Annotated in this window: 17 protein-coding genes and 2 tRNA genes; 13 read left to right on the top strand and 6 right to left on the bottom strand. The window is 70.0% G+C overall.

Translation table 11 applies throughout. The features are described 5' to 3' along the window. The first annotated feature begins 35 nt into the window (after positions 1-35). Positions 36-1,148: an alcohol dehydrogenase catalytic domain-containing protein gene (locus ACIA5H_RS14975; protein WP_397076546.1), complete on the top strand. Its 1,113-nt coding sequence runs from the start codon at positions 36-38 to the stop codon at positions 1,146-1,148. A 51-nt stretch (positions 1,149-1,199) separates the two neighbouring features. Here ACIA5H_RS14975 and ACIA5H_RS14970 read toward each other — a convergent pair whose 3' ends face one another. Then, positions 1,200-1,634: a MarR family transcriptional regulator gene (locus ACIA5H_RS14970; RefSeq protein WP_355070163.1), complete on the bottom strand. Its 435-nt coding sequence runs from the start codon at positions 1,632-1,634 to the stop codon at positions 1,200-1,202. A gap of 76 nt (positions 1,635-1,710) precedes the next feature. Here ACIA5H_RS14970 and ACIA5H_RS14965 point away from each other — a divergent pair, with 76 nt between their 5' ends. From ACIA5H_RS14965 to ACIA5H_RS14930, 8 genes are all read left to right on the top strand, one after another. Continuing rightward, entirely contained in the window at positions 1,711-2,157 is a 447-nt protein-coding gene (locus tag ACIA5H_RS14965) for a MarR family winged helix-turn-helix transcriptional regulator (protein ID WP_397076545.1), read from the top strand. A gap of 99 nt (positions 2,158-2,256) precedes the next feature. Next, on the top strand, positions 2,257-3,003 hold the full coding sequence (gene dapB, locus ACIA5H_RS14960) for a 4-hydroxy-tetrahydrodipicolinate reductase (RefSeq protein WP_379251315.1): 747 nt from the start codon (positions 2,257-2,259) through the stop codon (positions 3,001-3,003). A 37-nt stretch (positions 3,004-3,040) separates the two neighbouring features. Further along, a complete protein-coding gene (locus ACIA5H_RS14955) occupies positions 3,041-3,541 on the top strand; it encodes a hypothetical protein (RefSeq protein ID WP_397076544.1) in 501 nt (166 codons plus the stop codon). Positions 3,542-3,569: 28 nt separating this feature from the next. Continuing rightward, on the top strand, positions 3,570-4,022 hold the full coding sequence (locus ACIA5H_RS14950) for a flavodoxin family protein (RefSeq protein ID WP_355070171.1): 453 nt from the start codon (positions 3,570-3,572) through the stop codon (positions 4,020-4,022). 73 nt (positions 4,023-4,095) lie between these two features. Continuing rightward, positions 4,096-4,812 carry a DNA-binding response regulator gene (locus ACIA5H_RS14945; RefSeq protein ID WP_379251569.1) on the top strand — a complete coding sequence of 239 codons (717 nt, stop codon included), beginning with the start codon at positions 4,096-4,098 and terminating at the stop codon, positions 4,810-4,812. Then, positions 4,809-6,098 (top strand): sensor histidine kinase, encoded by a 1,290-nt coding sequence (locus tag ACIA5H_RS14940; RefSeq protein ID WP_397076543.1) that lies wholly within the window; start codon positions 4,809-4,811, stop codon positions 6,096-6,098. The genes ACIA5H_RS14945 and ACIA5H_RS14940 overlap by 4 nt, the downstream gene beginning before the upstream one ends. Further along, positions 6,091-7,110: a hypothetical protein gene (locus tag ACIA5H_RS14935; protein WP_397076541.1), complete on the top strand. Its 1,020-nt coding sequence runs from the start codon at positions 6,091-6,093 to the stop codon at positions 7,108-7,110. The genes ACIA5H_RS14940 and ACIA5H_RS14935 overlap by 8 nt, the downstream gene beginning before the upstream one ends. A gap of 32 nt (positions 7,111-7,142) precedes the next feature. After that, the gene (locus ACIA5H_RS14930; protein ID WP_397076539.1) at positions 7,143-8,342 is read left to right on the top strand and encodes a winged helix-turn-helix domain-containing protein; all 1,200 of its coding nucleotides are present in this window, start codon (positions 7,143-7,145) and stop codon (positions 8,340-8,342) included. Between the two features lie 10 nt (positions 8,343-8,352). Here ACIA5H_RS14930 and ACIA5H_RS14925 read toward each other — a convergent pair whose 3' ends face one another. Further along, positions 8,353-8,796 carry a hypothetical protein gene (locus ACIA5H_RS14925; protein ID WP_397076537.1) on the bottom strand — a complete coding sequence of 148 codons (444 nt, stop codon included), beginning with the start codon at positions 8,794-8,796 and terminating at the stop codon, positions 8,353-8,355. 148 nt (positions 8,797-8,944) lie between these two features. Between ACIA5H_RS14925 and dapA the strand changes: the two genes are divergently transcribed. Together dapA and ACIA5H_RS14915 are read left to right on the top strand one after the other, a co-directional pair. Then, positions 8,945-9,853 carry a 4-hydroxy-tetrahydrodipicolinate synthase gene (gene dapA, locus ACIA5H_RS14920; RefSeq protein WP_355070179.1) on the top strand — a complete coding sequence of 303 codons (909 nt, stop codon included), beginning with the start codon at positions 8,945-8,947 and terminating at the stop codon, positions 9,851-9,853. Then, positions 9,850-11,817 carry a ribonuclease J gene (locus tag ACIA5H_RS14915; RefSeq protein WP_379251305.1) on the top strand — a complete coding sequence of 656 codons (1,968 nt, stop codon included), beginning with the start codon at positions 9,850-9,852 and terminating at the stop codon, positions 11,815-11,817. Before dapA ends, ACIA5H_RS14915 begins: the two co-directional genes overlap by 4 nt. 63 nt (positions 11,818-11,880) lie before the next feature. Here the strand turns inward: ACIA5H_RS14915 and ACIA5H_RS14910 are convergent, their stop codons facing one another. Next, on the bottom strand, positions 11,881-12,438 hold the full coding sequence (locus tag ACIA5H_RS14910) for a hypothetical protein (RefSeq protein WP_397076534.1): 558 nt from the start codon (positions 12,436-12,438) through the stop codon (positions 11,881-11,883). Positions 12,439-12,464: 26 nt separating this feature from the next. Next, complete coding sequence (locus ACIA5H_RS14905; protein WP_355070184.1) at positions 12,465-12,845, bottom strand: DUF4189 domain-containing protein; 381 nt, start codon at positions 12,843-12,845, stop codon at positions 12,465-12,467. Between the two features lie 412 nt (positions 12,846-13,257). On the opposite strand from ACIA5H_RS14905, the gene ACIA5H_RS14900 reads away from it, so the two are divergent. Next, positions 13,258-13,881, top strand: a complete 624-nt coding sequence (locus ACIA5H_RS14900) for a TIGR03085 family metal-binding protein (RefSeq protein WP_397076531.1) — start codon at positions 13,258-13,260, stop codon at positions 13,879-13,881. A gap of 117 nt (positions 13,882-13,998) precedes the next feature. Then, positions 13,999-16,605 carry a DNA translocase FtsK gene (locus ACIA5H_RS14895; protein ID WP_397076529.1) on the top strand — a complete coding sequence of 869 codons (2,607 nt, stop codon included), beginning with the start codon at positions 13,999-14,001 and terminating at the stop codon, positions 16,603-16,605. Between the two features lie 6 nt (positions 16,606-16,611). Here the strand turns inward: ACIA5H_RS14895 and ACIA5H_RS14890 are convergent. Together ACIA5H_RS14890 and ACIA5H_RS14885 are read right to left on the bottom strand one after the other, a co-directional pair. Beyond that, positions 16,612-16,688, bottom strand: a tRNA-Leu gene (locus tag ACIA5H_RS14890). A 30-nt stretch (positions 16,689-16,718) separates the two neighbouring features. Then, positions 16,719-16,791 (bottom strand) — tRNA-Trp (locus ACIA5H_RS14885). Positions 16,792-17,032 lie beyond the last annotated feature (241 nt).

The raw sequence follows: 17,032 nt of genomic DNA, 5'->3' as shown, positions 1-17,032 counted from the left end.
GTGCCCGGACCGCAGGGCGCGGTAGCGTCGGCGGCATGAAGATTCGTGGAGCGGTCCTGGAGCAGATCGCGGCGCCGGCGCCCTTCGCCGAGTCGGCGCCCATCACCGTGTGCGATCTGGAGCTGCGCGAGCCGGGGCCGGGAGAACTGCTGGTCCGGATCGAGGCGGCGGGGATCTGCCATTCGGACCTGTCCGTGGTGGACGGCAACCGGGTCCGGCCGGTGCCCATGCTGCTTGGCCACGAGGCCGCGGGCCGGGTGGAAGCGGTCGGTCCCGGTGACGGCGATATCGCGGTCGGGCAGCGCGTGGTCATGACGTTCCTGCCGCGGTGCGGTGAGTGCGCGGGGTGCGCGACCGACGGTCGCACGCCTTGCGTGCCCGGCAGCGTCGCCAACAACGCGGGCGAATTGCTCAACGGCGGCAGGCGGTTGTCCCGTGACGGCACCGAGGTGCACCACCACCTGGGTGTGTCCGCTTTCGCCACCCACGCGGTGGTGGATCGCAGGTCGGTCGTGCCGGTCGAGGACGACGTGCCCGCCGAGGTCGCCGCCGTCCTCGGTTGCGCCGTGCTGACCGGCGGTGGCGCTCTGCTGAACTCGGCGCGACCTGGCGCCGGTGACCGGGTGATGGTCGTCGGCCTGGGCGGCGTCGGGATGGCGGCGGTGCTGGTCGCGGTGTCGCTCGCCGCCGAGGGACACGAGGTGAGCGCGGTCGACACCGTGCCGGAGAAGCTGGCGCTCGCCCGGGAATTGGGCGTGCACGCGGCGTACACCCCGGCCGAGGTCGCCGAGCTCGGTGTGCAGGCCGAGGTGGTGGTCGAGGCGGCGGGCAACGTCCGTGCCTTCGAGACCGCCGTCGCCGCGACCGCTCCGGGCGGCACGACCGTGACGGTCGGACTGCCCGCTCCCGACGCCCGTGCCAGCATCTCGCCGTTGGCGCTGGTCGCCCAGGGGCGCTCCATCGTCGGCAGTTACCTCGGTTCCGCGGTGCCGTCGCGGGACATCCCCGAGTACGTCCGCATGTGGCGGGCGGGACGTCTGCCGGTGGAGCGGCTCGTCTCGGCGCACGTCGGGCTCGACGAAATCAACCGCGCCATGGACGAACTCGCCGCGGGCCACGCCTTGCGGCAGGTCATCGTCTTCGACTGACCCGGTGCGCCGCCGGAACCCGCTCGACCGCGGGCGTGCGGCGCGCGTCGCTCAACCGGCGGGCCGGTCCATCCGGTCGACGAATCGCTCCAGCAGGCGGGCGAACTCGGCGCGCTCGGCGGGGGTCCAGTCGGCCATGGCGGCGGCCATGGCGGCGCGCCTGCCCGCTCTGGCCGCGGCCACCGCCTGGTTCCCGGCGGCGGTCAGGCGCAGGACCGAACGCCGTCCGTCGCGCTGATCGGCGACGCGTTCCAGCAGGCCGGAGGACACCGCCTGGGCTGCGAGGCGGCTGGCCCTCGGCTGATCCACGCCGAGCGCGGGAGCGAGCGCGCCGACCGTGTCGGCCGCGCCGTCGGCCACGGCGTCCAGCGCGCGGAACACCGCGACGGGAATCGCCCCGTCGCTCAGCGCACCGCGTGTCTGCCTGCGCCGGATCCGAACCATCGCCGCTTCGACGGCGACGGTGATCGCATCGTCCTCGTCCATTCGCTCACTTTGTCATGCCCGGAATTTATATGTCATGCTACATGCAGTTGTTGATATGCATAGATTGGAAGTGGTCATGGCCGTTCATCGCCCCATCGGGTACTGGCTGGTGGAGCTCGATCGACTGATCAACCAGCGCTTCGACGAAGACCTCGCCTCGGGTGGACTCACTCGCAGGCGCTGGCAGGTGACGCACTCGCTGGCCGACGGACCGCAGCGCGCCGATGACATCCGCGACGCGCTCGACACGTTCTGGACCGACGACTCCGAATGGCCGACCGAACTGGCCGGACTCGTCGCCGACGGGCTGGTCTCCGACGAGGGGGGCGTGCTGTCGCTGACCGCTGAGGGCCGCATCACTCACGACCAGGCATTCGTTCGGATCGCCGAGCGTAGAAGGCAATTCGCGGAGGGAATCAGTGACGAACAGTTCGCCGCGACCGTGCGGACCCTGCAGCGGATGGTCGAGAATCTCGGCGGCGCGCCGAACTCGGAGATCGGGGAACCGCAGCGGGCGCGATAGGCGGTTGCCGCCCTTTCGCGGGGCACTGTCGGGCGGCGGGCTCGCGGTCGGCCTAGCCCATTAGGCTGATCCCGACCGGAAACGGAACGAGGAGGTGCGGTGGCCATTCGGGTCGGAGTGCTCGGAGCGCGAGGCAAAGTCGGACAGGCGATCTGCGCGGCGGTGACGGCGGCGGACGATCTGGAACTGGTCGCCGCCGTCGACAAGGACGATTCGCTCGACGGGTTCGCCGCGGCGGATACCCAGGTGGTCGTCGACTTCACCCACCCCGACGTGGTGATGGGGAATCTGAAGTTCCTGGTGGAGCACGGCATCCACGCGGTGGTCGGCACCACCGGTTTCGACGAGGCTCGCTTGGCGGAGGTGCGGAGCTGGTTGTCGGGTCGCCCAGAAGTCGGCGTGCTGATCGCGCCGAACTTCGCCATCGGCGCGGTGCTGACCATGCGTTTCGCCGAGCAGGCCGCCCGGTTCTTCGAATCGGTGGAGGTCATCGAGTTGCACCACCCCAACAAAGCGGACGCGCCGTCCGGCACCGCCTACCGCACCGCGGGCTTGATCGCCGCCGCCCGGGACAAAGCGGGCCTGAACCGCAGTCCCGACGCGACGACAACCGAGCTGGAGGGTGCGCGCGGCGCCGAGGTGGACGGGGTGCGGGTGCACTCGGTGCGGCTCGCCGGTCTGGTCGCCCACCAAGAGGTGCTGTTCGGCACGCAGGGTGAGACGCTCACGATCCGGCACGACTCGATCGACCGCTCGTCGTTCGCCCCCGGTGTGCTGCTCGGCGTGCGTGAGATCGCGAACCGCCCCGGCCTCACCGTCGGACTCGACCCGTTCCTGGACCTGTGAGCCGGCGGCGAGCGCCGCGGCGGGCCGGAGCGCGACCGTGAGCGGCTCGGAGCCTGCCGAGCGCAAGGGCAGCGGGGAAATCGTCAAGGTGGTCGCGCCGATCGCGGCGCTCATCTTGGTGCTCGTGTTCTATTTCCTGCTGCTCGGCCGGATCGCGTTCAGCCTGATCGGTTCGGGCGAGGTGGCGGCGATCGTGATCGGCGTCGGCGTGCTGATCCTGCCGCTGCTGGGCGTCTGGATCGTCGTGGCCACGGTGCGTGCGGCCCTGGCGCATCAGCATCTGGCGCGGCGCATCCACGACGAGGGCCTGGAACTCGACACCTCCGCGTTGCCGCGCCTGCCGTCCGGCCGCATCGAACGCTCGGCCGCCGACGAGCTTTTCGCGACGGTCAAGGCGGAGTGGGAGGCCGACCCGGACAACTGGCGCGTCTCCTACCGCCTCGCGCGCGCCTACGACTACGCCGGTGACCGCACCAGGGCCCGCGAGACCATGCGCCGCGCGGTCGCCTTGGAACGGCACGAGCGCGGCACCGACTGACGAACGCGCGGGCCGATACCATCGCAGGGTGGCCCGGTTGCTGATCATCCATCACACGCCGTCCCCGCACATGCAGGCGATGTTCGAGGCCGTCGTCTCCGGGGCCACGGACCCTGAGATCGAAAACGTGGAGGTGGTGCGCCGAGCCGCGCTGGCCGTCACCGCCTCCGACGTGCTGGCCGCCGACGGATATCTGCTGGGCAGTCCGGCGAACCTGGGATACATGAGTGGTGCGCTCAAGCACGCGTTCGACACGTTCTACTATCCGTGCCTGGACTCCACGCGCGGGCGTCCGTACGGCATGTATCTGCACGGCAACGAAGGCACCGAGGGCGCCGAGCGCGGGGTGGCGAGCATCACCACCGGACTGGGCTGGGAGCAGGCCTCCGCCGCGGTCGTGGTCTCCGGTCCGCCCGCCAAGGAGGATTTGCAGCGGTGCTGGGAGCTGGGCGCCACGCTCGCGGCCGGGCTGATGCCCTGATCCCCCGAATTCTGGTGTCTGACCATGGCGCACCATTGCCCGGCATACTGTCTGCGATGTTGTCGCGGTGGGGATGTGGACGAGTACCTCGGGATGGGAGAGCCAGGTGACCTGGGCCGAAGGGAGCGAGAACGCCCCGCGCCGAATCGGATTGGTCGAGGACCACGAATCGGTCGCGATCGGTCTCGCCGCGATGCTCGCGCGGGAAACGGATCTCGATCTGGTGCTGACCGCGGGCACCGTGCCGGAACTGCTGTCCGCCGCCGACGGCGCGCCGAAGCTGGATCTGGTGGTGCTGGACCTGCGGCTGGCCGACGGGTCCTCGCCCGAGGACAACGTGCGCGCCCTGCGTGACCGCGGCATCGAGGTGCTGGTCTTCACCGGCGCGGACAACGCCTTCCTGGTGCGGTCCGCCGCGCGCGCCGGGGTGCTCGGTGTGGTGCGCAAGTCCGAGGACGTGCCGACGGTCGTCGCCGCCGTGCGCCGTGCGGCCAGCGGCGAACAGGTGGTCACCACCGACTGGGCGGCCGCCATCGACGGCGATCCGCAGCTGTCCGACGTGGGCCTGAGCCCGCGCCAGGAGGAAGTGCTCACGCTGTACGCGTCCGGGGAGAAGGCATCCCGGGTCGCGCGGTTGACCGGCCTGTCCGAGCAGACGGTCAACGACTATCTCGGCCGGATCCGGCAGAAGTACGCCGACGCCGGTCGTCCGGCGCCCACCAAGACCGACCTCTACAAGCGGGCGGTGGAGGACGGGTGGTTGCCGGTTCCCGAGCGGCAGCGCGGATGACCGCGTCCAGCATGCTGGACACTCCGTCGCACCCCCGTTCCCGCCCGCTCGACCGGCCGCGTGCGAGCCGTTGGCGTCGCGGAGTCGTCGCGCTGTCCAGGGAGAAGGCCTCCGAGGGCGCCGCCGATCGCATCCTGCGCCGGTTCGGTTTCGCCATCGGCATCGCCGGCGTGATCGCCGCGATCGTGGAGCTGCCCGAGATCGCCGATCAGGGCCGCTTCGTGCCCGTTCAGTGGACGATCGTCGAGGTGGTGCTGGCGTTCGGACTGTTCCCGGTGCTCGCGGTCGTTTCGGTCGGTATGGGCCCGCGCGTGATCCAGCGGGTGGCCGGTGCGGCGGCGGTGAGTTTCCTCGGGGCGATGGCGGTGGTTCCGGTGGCGTACGCGGCGCCGAATGCCGAAGCGGCTTCGGTGTGGCTGTATCGGGTGTTGGCACTCGGCGTGCTCGCGGCCGTGCTCGCCTGGCGTCCACCGCTGGCCGTGGCCTACCTGGTGGTGGGTGCGGCGTTCAGCGCGCTGGCCAATCTGGTCGTGCTGCGGGAGACCACCGCACTCGCGCTGCTGGGCGATTTCGCCAGGGCGGCGGGACTGAGCGCGCTGTTCCTGTGGTGCGTGATCTATGCCAGGGCGGCGGCGGCCCGAGTGGATCGTGAGTCGGCGATCGAGAGCAGCCGCGCGGCGGCGGTCGCGGGCACGGCGGCCCGGGAACGGGAACGAGCGCGATTCGCCGCGCTGATCCATGACGCCGTGCTGTCCACTCTGCTGGATGCCTCTCGCACCGGGACCGAATCTCCGGTGCTGCGCCGCCAAGCCGAACGGACCCTGGAACAACTCGACGAGTGCCGGGGCGCCGAGATCGAACTCGACCGCCTGGACGCGCAATCCGCGATCGGGTTCCTGCGCTCGGCCGTGCACGAGGTGAACCCCGGTATCCGGTTCACCACGCGACGCTGGGCCGGATTCGACGATCTGCACCTGCCGGTGGACGCCGCGAGCACGATCGCGGCCGCGCTGGCCGAGGCCGTGCGCAACAGCCTGCGGCACGCCACCGTCGTCGGGCGAGAGGTGCGCCGGACCGTCACTGTGACGATCAGCGCCGGCGGGATTCGCGTGGTGTTCCGCGACGACGGAGCGGGCTTCGACCTGAGCGCGGTGCCCGTCGATCGGCTCGGCATCTCGGTGAGCATCCTGGGCCGCATGCGTCAGCTGTCCGGCGGCGCCGGGTTCGTGGAATCCGAGCCGGGCGAGGGAACGACCGTGACGCTGGTGTGGGGCGGAAATGGCTGAGACGGAAACCGAATTCGGGTTGCGCGATCTGCTCGGGCTCCGCGACCGCGCGGCCTGGTTGTTCCTGGTCGTGCTCGAAGCGACCATCGTGCTGTACATGGTCCGGAACTTCTCGGAATCGCCGGTGGCCGCGGCGGTCGCGGCACTGGTCGTGCTGGCGCTGGCCGGTGTCGTGGTGATGGCGGCGCCGACCGACCCGCTGCCTTGGCCCGCGACCGTGTTCGTCGCCGCCTCCGGACCGCTGGCCACCACCCTGACCTCGTTCGATGTCGAGCACGGTTGGTCGAAGCAGGTGTGGACGGCGTTCGCCGCGTCCTACGTGCTGGCCGTGCTGGTGCTGCGCGGACGATCGGCCGCGGCCTGGCTCGGTGTCGCCGGCATCGGCGTGGTGATCGCCGTGGTCGGTGTGGTGGCGGGCCTGCGGGAGGGCGTCGTCGTCGGTTCGATCGTGCCGGTCGCCACGGTCGCCGGGGTTTCCCTGTTCGCGGCGATCATGCGGCCCACCCAGCGATCGCTGCGGCTGCTGCGCGACGAAGCGGCCATGCGCGCCGCCGCCGAAGCCGCCATGGCCGCGGAGAACTCCGAACGCACCCGTCAGCTGGCTCGGTTGGACGCGGTGGCGCGCCCGATCCTGGAACGCATCGCCGACGGCGACGAACTCACCGCCGCCGAGCGGGAACAGTGCAGGCTCCTGGAAGCCGAACTCCGCGACGGGCTTCGGGCACCGCAGCTGGCCACCGACCAACTCAGCAGCGCCGCCCGCGGAGCGCGCTCCCGCGGTGTCGAGGTGATCCTGCTCGACGACGGCGGTTTCACCGGCGTCTCGCATCGGGTGCGCCAGCAGGTGATCGACGCCGCCACCAAAGAACTGGACGCCGCCAACGACGGTTCGGTCACCGTCCGCATCCTCCCGACCGGCCGCCGCATCCTGGCGACCGTCCTGGCCACCGCGTCGGACCGCGACCGCCGCACCGAGATCGACGCCACGGGCGCGGTCACGGTATCCACCTGACCTGTCGGTGCCCCATGGCATCGTTGTCGGTTATGCGGAAGATGAGTGCGGCGGCGGCGCGGCGAACGGCGTTGGCGGCGCAGGGCTTCGGGGCGCGCAAGCCCGGTCGGATCACGCGGCGGACGGTGCTCGGCGTGCTGGACCGGACGCAACTGCTGCAGCTGGATTCGGTGTCGGCGGTGGTGCGGGCGCATTACGCGCCGGTGTTCAGCCGGATCGGGCCCTACGACCGCACGCTCCTGGATCAAGCCGCGTGGAGCAACGGCTCGCGGCGGCCACGGTCGCTCGTCGAGTATTGGGCGCACGAGGCCGCGCTCATCCCGGTCGAGGACTGGCCGCTGCTGCGCTGGCGGATGCGGCGCTACGAGCACGGGCGCTGGTCCGGCATGCGCAAGGTGGTCGAGCGCAATCCGACCTTGGGCAAGGACATCCTGGACGTGATCACCGCGGTGGGCCCGGCCACCGCGGGTGAGGTGGAGCGTCACCTGGAGCTGGACAAGCCGCGGCCGAAGGGCTCCTGGTGGAATCTCAGCGATACGAAGATGATCTGCGAGCAACTCTTCGCGGCGGGCGCGCTGTCTGTGGCCACGCGTGTGGGGTTCACCAGGCACTACGATCTGACCGAGCGGGTGCTGCCCGCCGAGGTGCTGGCACGCGACGTCACCGAGCAGGACGCCGTTCGTGAGCTCGTGCTGCGTGCCGCCACCGCGCACGGCATCGGCACCGAAGCGGACCTGCGGGACTACTACCGCCTCCAGCGCACCCAGACCGAACCCGCCATCGCCGATCTGGTGGACGCGGGCGAGCTGATCCCGGTGGAGGTGGCGGGCTGGGGGAAACCGGCTTATCTGCGGGCGGGCACTCCCACGCCGCGTCGCATCGAAGGCGCGGCGCTGCTGTGCCCGTTCGACCCGCTCATCTTCTTCCGCGCCCGTACGGAGCGGATCTTCGACTTCCACTACCGCATCGAGATCTACACCCCGGAACACAAACGGGTGCACGGGTATTACGTCTTCCCGTTCCTGCTCGACGGCGAACTCGTGGGCCGCGTCGATCTGCGGGCGGAACGCGCGAACGGCCGGTTGTGGGTGCCGGCCGCGTTCGCCGAGCCCGGCTACGACACTCCGGCCACCGCGCAGGCCCTCGGCGGCGCGCTGCGCGAGCTGGCGGACTGGCTCGAACTGGACGAGGTCGCGACAGGCGATCGCGGCAATCTCGCCGCATTGCTGTAGCGCGTTCGGGTCAGATGTCTCGTTTGGGCCCGTACCCGCGCATCTGATCGCGCAATGCTCCGTGGACGGCGCTCGACAGCCACGAGTTCAGGGACTGACCACTCTGTGCGGCAGCCTCTTCCGCACGCGCCTTCATCTGTTCCACCAGCCGCAGCGTGACCCTGCTGATGTCCCCGGTCATCTCCTCGAAGGAGGCGCTCTGCTCGCCCACCGTGCTCTTGCGCACATCGATGGAGGCGTCGGTGCCGTCGACCGAGACGTGCACCGTGCGGTCGCCGAGCGCGGCGCTGACCTCGGCGGCGAGGTCCGACAGCGCGGCGAGCAGCGCCAAGCGGGCCGGGCCTTCCGTCGCCGCGGCCAGTGCGGCCGCCGTGGCCTGCGTCTTCTCGTCACCGAGCGCCGCGGCGGCGATCAGGTTCTCGCGCAGTTGGCCGGTGTATTTGTTCAAATCCATGATGTCAGTGTGACGTCATGAATGACATCGGGCAAGCGGCGAAATGACATCATCGCACCGTCGTCGATATGGATTCGCGTCCTTGTTGCGGCCTGATCGCCGACGACGGTGTCGAGGGCGTGTCCCCGACCGGGTAGCCTTTCTGACCATGAAGAACGGTGAATCGACGCCAACGGAGCTGCGTGCGTCCGGCACGGTAGGTGTCGCTATGGTGACCCCCTTCAGCGCCGACGGCAAGCTCGACGTCGATGCCGGGGTCGCGCTCGCGGCCCGCCTGGTCGACCGCGGCGTCGACCTGCTCGCGATCTCGGGAACTACCGGTGAATCGCCGACCACCACCGAATCGGAGAAGGCCGATCTGCTGCGCGCCGTCGTCGACGCCGTCGGCAAGCGGGCGACCGTGATCGCGGGGGCGGGCACCTACGACACCGCCCATTCGATCGAGCTCGCGCGCAACGCGCAGCGGGCGGGTGCGCACGGTTTGCTCGTGGTGACGCCGTACTACTCCCGGCCCTCGCAGGAGGGACTGATCGCTCATTTCACCGCCGTCGCGGATGCCACCGATCTGCCGGTCACGCTGTACGACATCCCCGGACGGTCGGTGGTGCCGATCGCCAGCGACACCATCCGCAAGCTCGCCGAGCATCCGCGCATCGTCGCGGTCAAGGACGCCAAGGGCGACCTGAACATGGGCGCCGAACTCATCGCGAGCACCGGCCTGGCGTTCTACTCCGGTGACGACGCGCTCAACCTGCCCTGGCTGTCGGTCGGCGCGGCCGGATTCATCAGCGTCATCGGACATCTCGCGCCCGAACGGCTGCGCGCGCTGCTGGAGGCGTACACGGCGGGCGAGGTCGTGCGCGCCCGCGAGATCAACACCACGCTGCTGCCGCTGCACGCCGCGATGGCCAGGCTGGGCGGCGTCGCGATGAGCAAGGGTGGTTTGCGGCTGCTCGGCGTGGAGGTCGGCGAACCGCGCCTGCCGCAACTGATGCCGACCGGCGAGCAGCTGGAAGTGCTCGCCGCGGACCTGCGAGCGGTGGGAGTGCTTTCGTGAGCGAGTCCCTACCCCGTCGCCGCCGTCGCGGCGCGTCCCGTCCCGCCGGAGCGCCCGCCCCCGCCGCACCGGCCGAGCAGACGCCGTCGGAAACCGTCGCGCTGCCCGAACCGGCGCTCGACGAGACGACGGTGCCCGCCGTTCCAGCCGAGCAGCCCGCGCCCGCGCAGGCGCGTCGACAGACCAGGACGCAGGATGCGGGATCCCGGCGAGCGGGCCGCGGACGGGGACAGTCCGGTGCGCGGCGGGTCGAAGAGCCTCCGGCGCAGGCGGATCCGATCGCCGCGCACGACCGGCTCGGCGCTCCGCCCGCCCTCCCCGAAAACGGCCTGCGCGTGGTCGCCCTCGGCGGCATCGGCGAAATCGGCCGCAATATGACGGTTTTCGAGTACGGCGGCCAACTGCTGATCGTCGACTGCGGCGTGCTGTTCCCGGAGGACCAGCAGCCCGGTGTCGACCTGATCCTGCCGGACTTCCGCCCCATCGAGGACCGGATCGCCGATGTCGTGGCCGTCGTGCTCACGCACGGGCACGAGGACCACATCGGGGCGGTGCCGTTCCTGCTGCGGCTGCGGCCCGACATCCCGGTCGTCGGCTCGAAGTTCACCCTGGCGCTGGTCGCCGCGAAGTGCCGGGAACACCGCCTGCACCCGAAGCTCATCGAAGTGACCGAGGGGCAGCACACCGCGCACGGCCCGTTCGGCTGCGAGTACTTCGCCGTCAACCACTCCATTCCCGACGCGCTCGCCGTCGCCATCCGCACGCCGGCCGGCGTCGCCCTGCACACCGGTGACATCAAGCTCGACCAGCTTCCGCTGGACGGGCGGCTCACCGACCTGGCCGGATTCTCCCGGCTCGGTGACGAGGGCGTCGATTTGTTCCTGGTGGACTCCACCAACGCCGAGGTCCCCGGCTTCGTCACGCCGGAGCGGGAGATCGGCGGCGTGCTGGACTCGGTGATCGGCAAGGCACGCGGCCGGGTCATCGTCGCATCCTTCGCCAGTCACGTGCACCGCATCCAGCAGGTCGTCGACGTGGCCCAGAAGTACGGGCGGCGGGTGTGCTTCGTCGGCCGCTCGATGGTCCGCAATATGCAGATCGCCCAGGATCTGGGCTATCTCACCGTGCCGGAGGGCGTGGTCGTCGACCTCGACGTCGCCGCCACCTTGCCCGGCCATCGCTTGGTGCTGATCTCGACGGGTTCGCAGGGCGAGCCGCTGTCGGCGCTGTCGCGGATGGCGCGCGGCGACCACCGGCAGATCAACATCCGCCCCGACGACCTGGTGGTGCTGGCCTCCTCGCTCATCCCGGGGAACGAGAACTCGGTGTTCGCGGTGGTCAACGGCCTGGCTCGGCTCGGAGCCACGGTGATCACCCAGCAGAACGCCAAGGTGCACGTCTCCGGGCACGCCTCGGCGGGCGAGCTGCTGTACCTGTACAACGCGGTGCGTCCGACCAACGCGATGCCGGTGCACGGCGAGTGGCGCCACCTGCGTGCGAACGCGGCGCTGGCGGTGGCGACCGGGGTGCCGCAGGAGCGGGTGGTGCTCGCCGAGGACGGCGTGGTGGTCGACTTGGTCGACGGCATAGCCTCGGTCGTCGGCCGGGTGCCGGTGGGACACGTCTACGTCGACGGGCTTTCGGTGGGCGACGTCGGGGAATCGACGTTGTCGGACCGGCTGGTGCTCGGCGAGGGCGGTTTCATCGCCATCACCGTCGCCATCGACGAGACCACCGGTAAGGCGGTGAGCACGCCGGAGCTGAGCGGACGCGGCTTCTCCGACGATCCCACCGCACTGCTCGATGCGGCCGAACTGGTGGAAGCCGAACTGCTGCGGCTGGCGGGCGAGGGCGTCACCGACACCCATCGCATCGCGCAGGGCGTGCGCCGCGTGGTGGGCCGTTGGGTGGCCGATACCTACCGTCGTCGTCCGATGATCGTGCCGACCGTGATCGGCGTCTGACCTTCCGCACAGCGAAAAGCGCCGGGCAGCCCAGCTGCCCGGCGCTTCTCACGCGGTAGCGGCTTACTCCTGGCAGGCCGCGGACTCGATCTTCGCGCTCTTGACGATGTTGCAGGCGAAGGTGTGGTCGACCTTCCACTGGCCGCCCTCGGACACGAATTGGATGAACGCGCTGTCCACCGGGGTGCCGTCGATGGTGACCTTGGCGTCGGCCTTGAGCTTGCCGTCCTTCGGGTCGCCCACGTTGGTGACCTCGACGGTGACCTTCTGCTTCTTCGCGGCGTCGACGAGGTTGGCGACCAGATAGGGATCCTGCTCGGCGGCCTGGATCCAGCTGATCTTCTCGGTGTTCGGCACGTTCGGGTCGAACGCCTTCTGCAGCCGCTCGTTGAGCTGCTGCGTGGTGGACTTCGGCAATACGGGCGAGGACGGCGTGGTCGGCGCGGAGCCTGCCTCCTTGTCGCCCTTGCCCGAGCCGCCCTCCAATTCACCCGCGGGGTGCCCGGGAGCGGCGCTGGTGCTCGGGGACGAGGAGTCGTCGTTGGAGGCGCAGGCGGTCAACGAGCACGCCAGTGCGGTGAGGACGACGGCCACGGTGGTCCGGAAAGTGCGGTGCTTCACGTTGTTTCCTTCTCGAATTCCGGGCGTCAGCCGTGGTTGGACGTGCAGTTCCAGTGCACGATGTAGGCATCGGAATCGTTGTGCGCCAAGGCCTGGCCCTGCGCGCTGCGCCGCGACGACGCGTACCCCCAGCTCCAGGTGCCGGTGCCGCTGGAGTACGCCACGGCGCCGCAGCCGTTGCGGAACCAGACCACCGACTGGCAATCCCCTGCGCCACAAGAGTTGATCGCGCGTTGCTCCGCGGCAGCCGAGTTCGGGTAGTCGTAGGAGTACCCGATCAGACCGGTGGAGGTGGACAGCGCGATCGCGCCGTAGTTGTTGGTGTAGGCATTCGCGGCAGGCGCGCTGACAGCCAGCGCGGCACCTACCGCCGCGAGCGCGGCCACACCGGTAGCAAACTTCTTCACGAGGATTTGCCCCTTCTTGTCATTGGCCCACGACCCGATGGACCGAGTGACAAGGTACAGAGCCGATTCTCATTACGCTAGCCGGAGATTTCCCGGCAGGGAGAGCCGCGAATGCCATGCTATGGATGCACGTCGATCGGCGTGGCGCCAAGTGTGGCCCACGGTCAGCTGCCTCGCAACCCGGAGGCGGGACTCACGCTGCCTTTTTTGTGCGGTGAAACCCGCTGAACCGCAAGGTCGTAACGATCCGGTTCCGGATGAGGCCGAGGCGCGGCAGTGCTTCGGTTTCCGCGGTCGGCCGCGCGCTGCGGTCAGATCCCGGTGCGGGATCGGCTGGTGGCGCGGCGGTTGCGGTGATCGCGGTGCGTCGCGCCGCGCGGCAGCATGGCCGAGCGGTCGGTATGTTCAGGGTGTGACTATGGCACAGCGGGAACGCCGGGGAATCGTCGCGGCGATGGAGGCCGCGGGACCGGACGCGCGGACGCTCTGCGGTACGTGGACGGTGCGGGACTTGGCCGCGCACTTGGTGGTTCGCGAACGGCGGCCCGACGCCGCGCCGGGCATCCTGCTGAAGCCGCTTGCGGGGTATCTCGAGCGTGTGCAAGCGAAGGCGGCGGGCAAGCCGTTCCCCGAACTGCTGGAGCTGGTGCGTACCGGCCCGCCGTGGTGGTCGCCGCTGCGACCGGTCGACGCCGTGGTCAATCTGTCGGAGATGTTCGTCCATCACGAGGACGTGCGCCGCGCCGAGCCCGGTTGGCAGCCACGTGAACTGCCCGCAGCCGACGAGGAACAGCTGTGGTCGGTGCTGCGCAAGATGGCCAGGATGGCCTACCGCAAGGCGCCGGTCACGGTGGAGCTGGCGACGCCGGACGGCAGGCGCACGGTGGTGCGGTCCGCCGCCGAGGATGTCGTCACGCTGACCGGCAAGCCGTCGGAACTGGTATTGCATGCCTTCGGCCGGGATGAAGTGCGGCTGGAGACCGCCGGATCTCCCGAGGCCGTTCGGGCGGTATTCGAGTCCGACCGGTCGTTCTGATTTCCGCGCCGCCACCCCGTCGCGCGGGACCGGGGGATCGGCGAAAAGCCGCCAGAGGCGCAACGGCACCAGTGTTGCGGATGGTCCGGATGGGGCGATTGCGGCTAGCCTGGGGCCATGGCAGGTAAGTCCCGCAGCACCACGACCAGTCGGGCGCGGGCGGGATCGGCGCGGGGGAGGACCACTGCGGCGCGGTCTCGCGCGGCCACGCCCCGCACGGCCACGCCCCGCGCAGCCACGCCCAGGGCGACCGCCACGCCCCGCCGACGCGCCACCGCGGCCCGGCGCCCGGCGCGCCGTCCGTCCGACACGGCTCCGCTGACGGTGATCAGCCGGGGTATCGGCAGCGGCTGGACCATGCTGGCCCGCGGGCTCGGCGCCACCACACGCGCCCTGAGCCGTGCGGGCGAGATCGAACACGGACATCGGCGCGACGGCGTAGCGCTGGCGCTGATCGCGGTGAGCGCCGTGATAGCGGCGGCGGTCTGGTTGTCGGCAGGCGGTCCCATCGGCCACCTGGTCGAGGACGTGATCCGCGCGATCTCCGGATCGGCCTCCGCATGCCTGCCGTTCGTCGCCTCCGGAATCGCCGTCGTCCTGATGCGCACCGAACCGCGCCCCGAGATCCGGCCGCGGCTGGTGCTCGGCGGCCTGCTGATCGGCCTGCCGGTCCTCGGGCTGTGGCACATCGCCGCGGGCGCCCCCACCGACGCGCACGGGCGTTCCCGCGCAGCCGGTTTCGTCGGCTTCGTGACCGGCGGGCCGCTGACCGACGGCCTCACCGCCTGGCTCTCGGTCCCGATCCTTTTGCTGGCCATCGTCTTCGGCGCGTTGCTGGTGACCGGGACGACGGTGCGCGAGGTCCCCGCCAAGCTGCGGCGCTACCTCGGCACCGAGACAGGTGGCGACGAATACGGCGAATTCGACGGCGAGCATAGAGACTACGACCCGGCCGACTACGACGCCGACGGATTCCCGGTGCATCGCGCCGCCGCCAAGCGGCGCGGTCGCACGCCCGCGGAGAACTACCCGCCCGACGAGTTCGGCGATCCCGACGCGGTCACCGAGTCGCTGGGCGAGCCCCCGCTACGCGACGCCAAGCAGATCGGGGTCGAGGAACCCGCGCCGAAACCGAAGCCGAAGAAGCAGCGCCCCGCCGCGGTGGTGGAGGATCAGACGCCACCGCCGCCGAAGCAGCTGGAGTTCGTCACCGACCGTGAGGTCGAAGGCGACTACACGTTGCCGCCGTTGTCGCTGCTGACCGACGGGGATCCGCCGAAGAAACGCAGCGCCGCCAACGAATCGATGATCGAGGCGATCACCGAGGTGCTGGTGCAGTTCAAGATCGACGCCGCGGTGACCGGCTTCGTGCGCGGCCCGACGGTGACGCGCTACGAGGTCGAACTCGGCCCCGGCGTGAAGGTGGAGAAGATCACCGCGCTGGCGCGCAACATCGCCTACGCCGTCGCGACGGAGAACGTCCGGCTGCTCGCGCCGATCCCCGGCAAGTCCGCGGTCGGCATCGAGGTGCCCAACGCCGACCGCGAGCTGGTCCGGCTGGCCGACGTGCTCAAGGCGCCCTCCACGCGCACCGACCACCATCCGCTGGTGATCGGTCTTGGCAAGAACATCGAGGGTGAGTTCGTCTCGGCGAATCTGGCCAAGATGCCGCACCTGTTGGTCGCCGGTTCCACCGGTTCGGGTAAGTCCAGCTTCGTGAACTCGATGCTGGTGTCGCTGCTGCAGCGGGCGACGCCGGACGAGGTACGGATGATCCTGATCGATCCGAAGATGGTGGAACTGACGCCGTACGAGGGCATTCCGCACCTGATCACGCCGATCATCACCCAGCCGAAGAAGGCCGCGGCCGCCCTGGCCTGGCTGGTGGAGGAGATGGAGCAGCGCTACCAGGACATGCAGGCCAACAAGGTGCGCCACATCGACGACTTCAACAAGAAGGTGAAGTCGGGGGCGATCACCGCGCCGCTGGGCAGCGAACGGGTGTACCGGCCCTACCCGTACATCCTCGCCATCGTCGACGAGCTGGCCGATCTCATGATGACCGCTCCGCGCGACGTGGAGGACGCCATCGTCCGCATCACGCAGAAGGCTCGTGCGGCCGGCATCCACCTCGTGCTGGCCACGCAGCGGCCGTCGGTGGACGTGGTGACCGGCCTGATCAAGACCAACGTGCCCTCCCGGCTCGCCTTCGCGACCTCCTCGCTGACCGACTCGCGGGTCATCCTCGACCAGCCCGGCGCGGAGAAGCTGATCGGCATGGGCGACGGCTTGTTCCTGCCGATGGGGGCGGGCAAGCCGACCCGGTTACAGGGTGCGTTCATCAGCGACGAGGAGATCCACGGCGTCGTCGACTTCACCAAGAACCAGGCGGAGCCGGAATACCAAGAAGGCGTCACCGCCGCGAAGGCGGGCGAGAAGAAGGACGTCGACCCCGATATCGGCGACGATCTCGACGTCTTCTTGCAGGCGGTGGAACTCGTGGTCACCTCGCAATTCGGGTCCACCTCCATGCTCCAGCGCAAGCTGCGCGTCGGCTTCGCCAAGGCGGGACGGCTGATGGACCTCATGGAGACCCGGGGCGTGGTCGGCCCGAGCGAGGGGTCCAAGGCGCGCGACGTGCTGGTGAAACCCGATGAACTGGAAGGGTTGCTGTGGTCGATCCGCGGCGGCGGGGACGGCGGCGACTCCGACGAGTCGGAGTGATCCGGCTGGTTCCCTCGGCGAGATTCGAACTCGCATCTACCGGAATCTAGGTCCGGCGCCTCTACCGATTGGGCTACGAGGGATCGGTCGGGGTTCCGACCTGAAGGATTGGGCACGGACGGAGGGATTCGAACCCCCGGCCCGCGGTTTTGGAGACCGCTGCTCTACCGGCTGAGCTACGTCCGTTCGCACGAAAAAGGGGTCGCTCCTGGCGATTCGCCGCGGAGTGACCCCTTTCGATACGGTCTGCGAAAGACACGTTCAGGGGCGGCTCCGCGCGGCTCTCCAGGAGACGGACCAAGCCGATAGCGCGGCGCCGGTGCGCGAGACATCGCTCGGCGACACCTGTCGCTCCGCTGTCCCGGTCATCGTCTCGCCTTCCTGTGGTCTGATCTTCGCCGGCTCAGAAGGTAACACCGGATGTCGG

It is taken from the genome of Nocardia sp. NPDC051900 (assembly GCF_044452545.1).
In the GTDB taxonomy this organism is placed as follows: Bacteria; Actinomycetota; Actinomycetes; order Mycobacteriales; family Mycobacteriaceae; genus Nocardia; species Nocardia sichangensis.
Note: the sequence above shows the minus strand (reverse complement) of the source record. Positions and strands in the feature narration are given on the sequence as shown.

Excerpts from the sequence above, each read along its gene's own strand:
- ACIA5H_RS14975 (WP_397076546.1), top strand. The coding sequence starts at position 36 with ATGAAGATTCGTGGAGCGGTCCTGGAGCAGATCGCGGCGCCGGCGCCC.
- ACIA5H_RS14940 (WP_397076543.1), top strand. The coding sequence starts at position 4,809 with ATGACCGCGTCCAGCATGCTGGACACTCCGTCGCACCCCCGTTCCCGC.
- ACIA5H_RS14930 (WP_397076539.1), top strand. The coding sequence starts at position 7,143 with ATGCGGAAGATGAGTGCGGCGGCGGCGCGGCGAACGGCGTTGGCGGCG.
- dapA (WP_355070179.1), top strand. The coding sequence starts at position 8,945 with ATGAAGAACGGTGAATCGACGCCAACGGAGCTGCGTGCGTCCGGCACG.
- ACIA5H_RS14970 (WP_355070163.1), bottom strand. The coding sequence starts at position 1,634 with ATGGACGAGGACGATGCGATCACCGTCGCCGTCGAAGCGGCGATGGTT.
- ACIA5H_RS14935 (WP_397076541.1), top strand. The coding sequence starts at position 6,091 with ATGGCTGAGACGGAAACCGAATTCGGGTTGCGCGATCTGCTCGGGCTC.
- ACIA5H_RS14945 (WP_379251569.1), top strand. The coding sequence starts at position 4,096 with ATGTGGACGAGTACCTCGGGATGGGAGAGCCAGGTGACCTGGGCCGAA.
- ACIA5H_RS14965 (WP_397076545.1), top strand. The coding sequence starts at position 1,711 with ATGGCCGTTCATCGCCCCATCGGGTACTGGCTGGTGGAGCTCGATCGA.
- ACIA5H_RS14925 (WP_397076537.1), bottom strand. The coding sequence starts at position 8,796 with ATGGATTTGAACAAATACACCGGCCAACTGCGCGAGAACCTGATCGCC.
- ACIA5H_RS14895 (WP_397076529.1), top strand. The coding sequence starts at position 13,999 with ATGGCAGGTAAGTCCCGCAGCACCACGACCAGTCGGGCGCGGGCGGGA.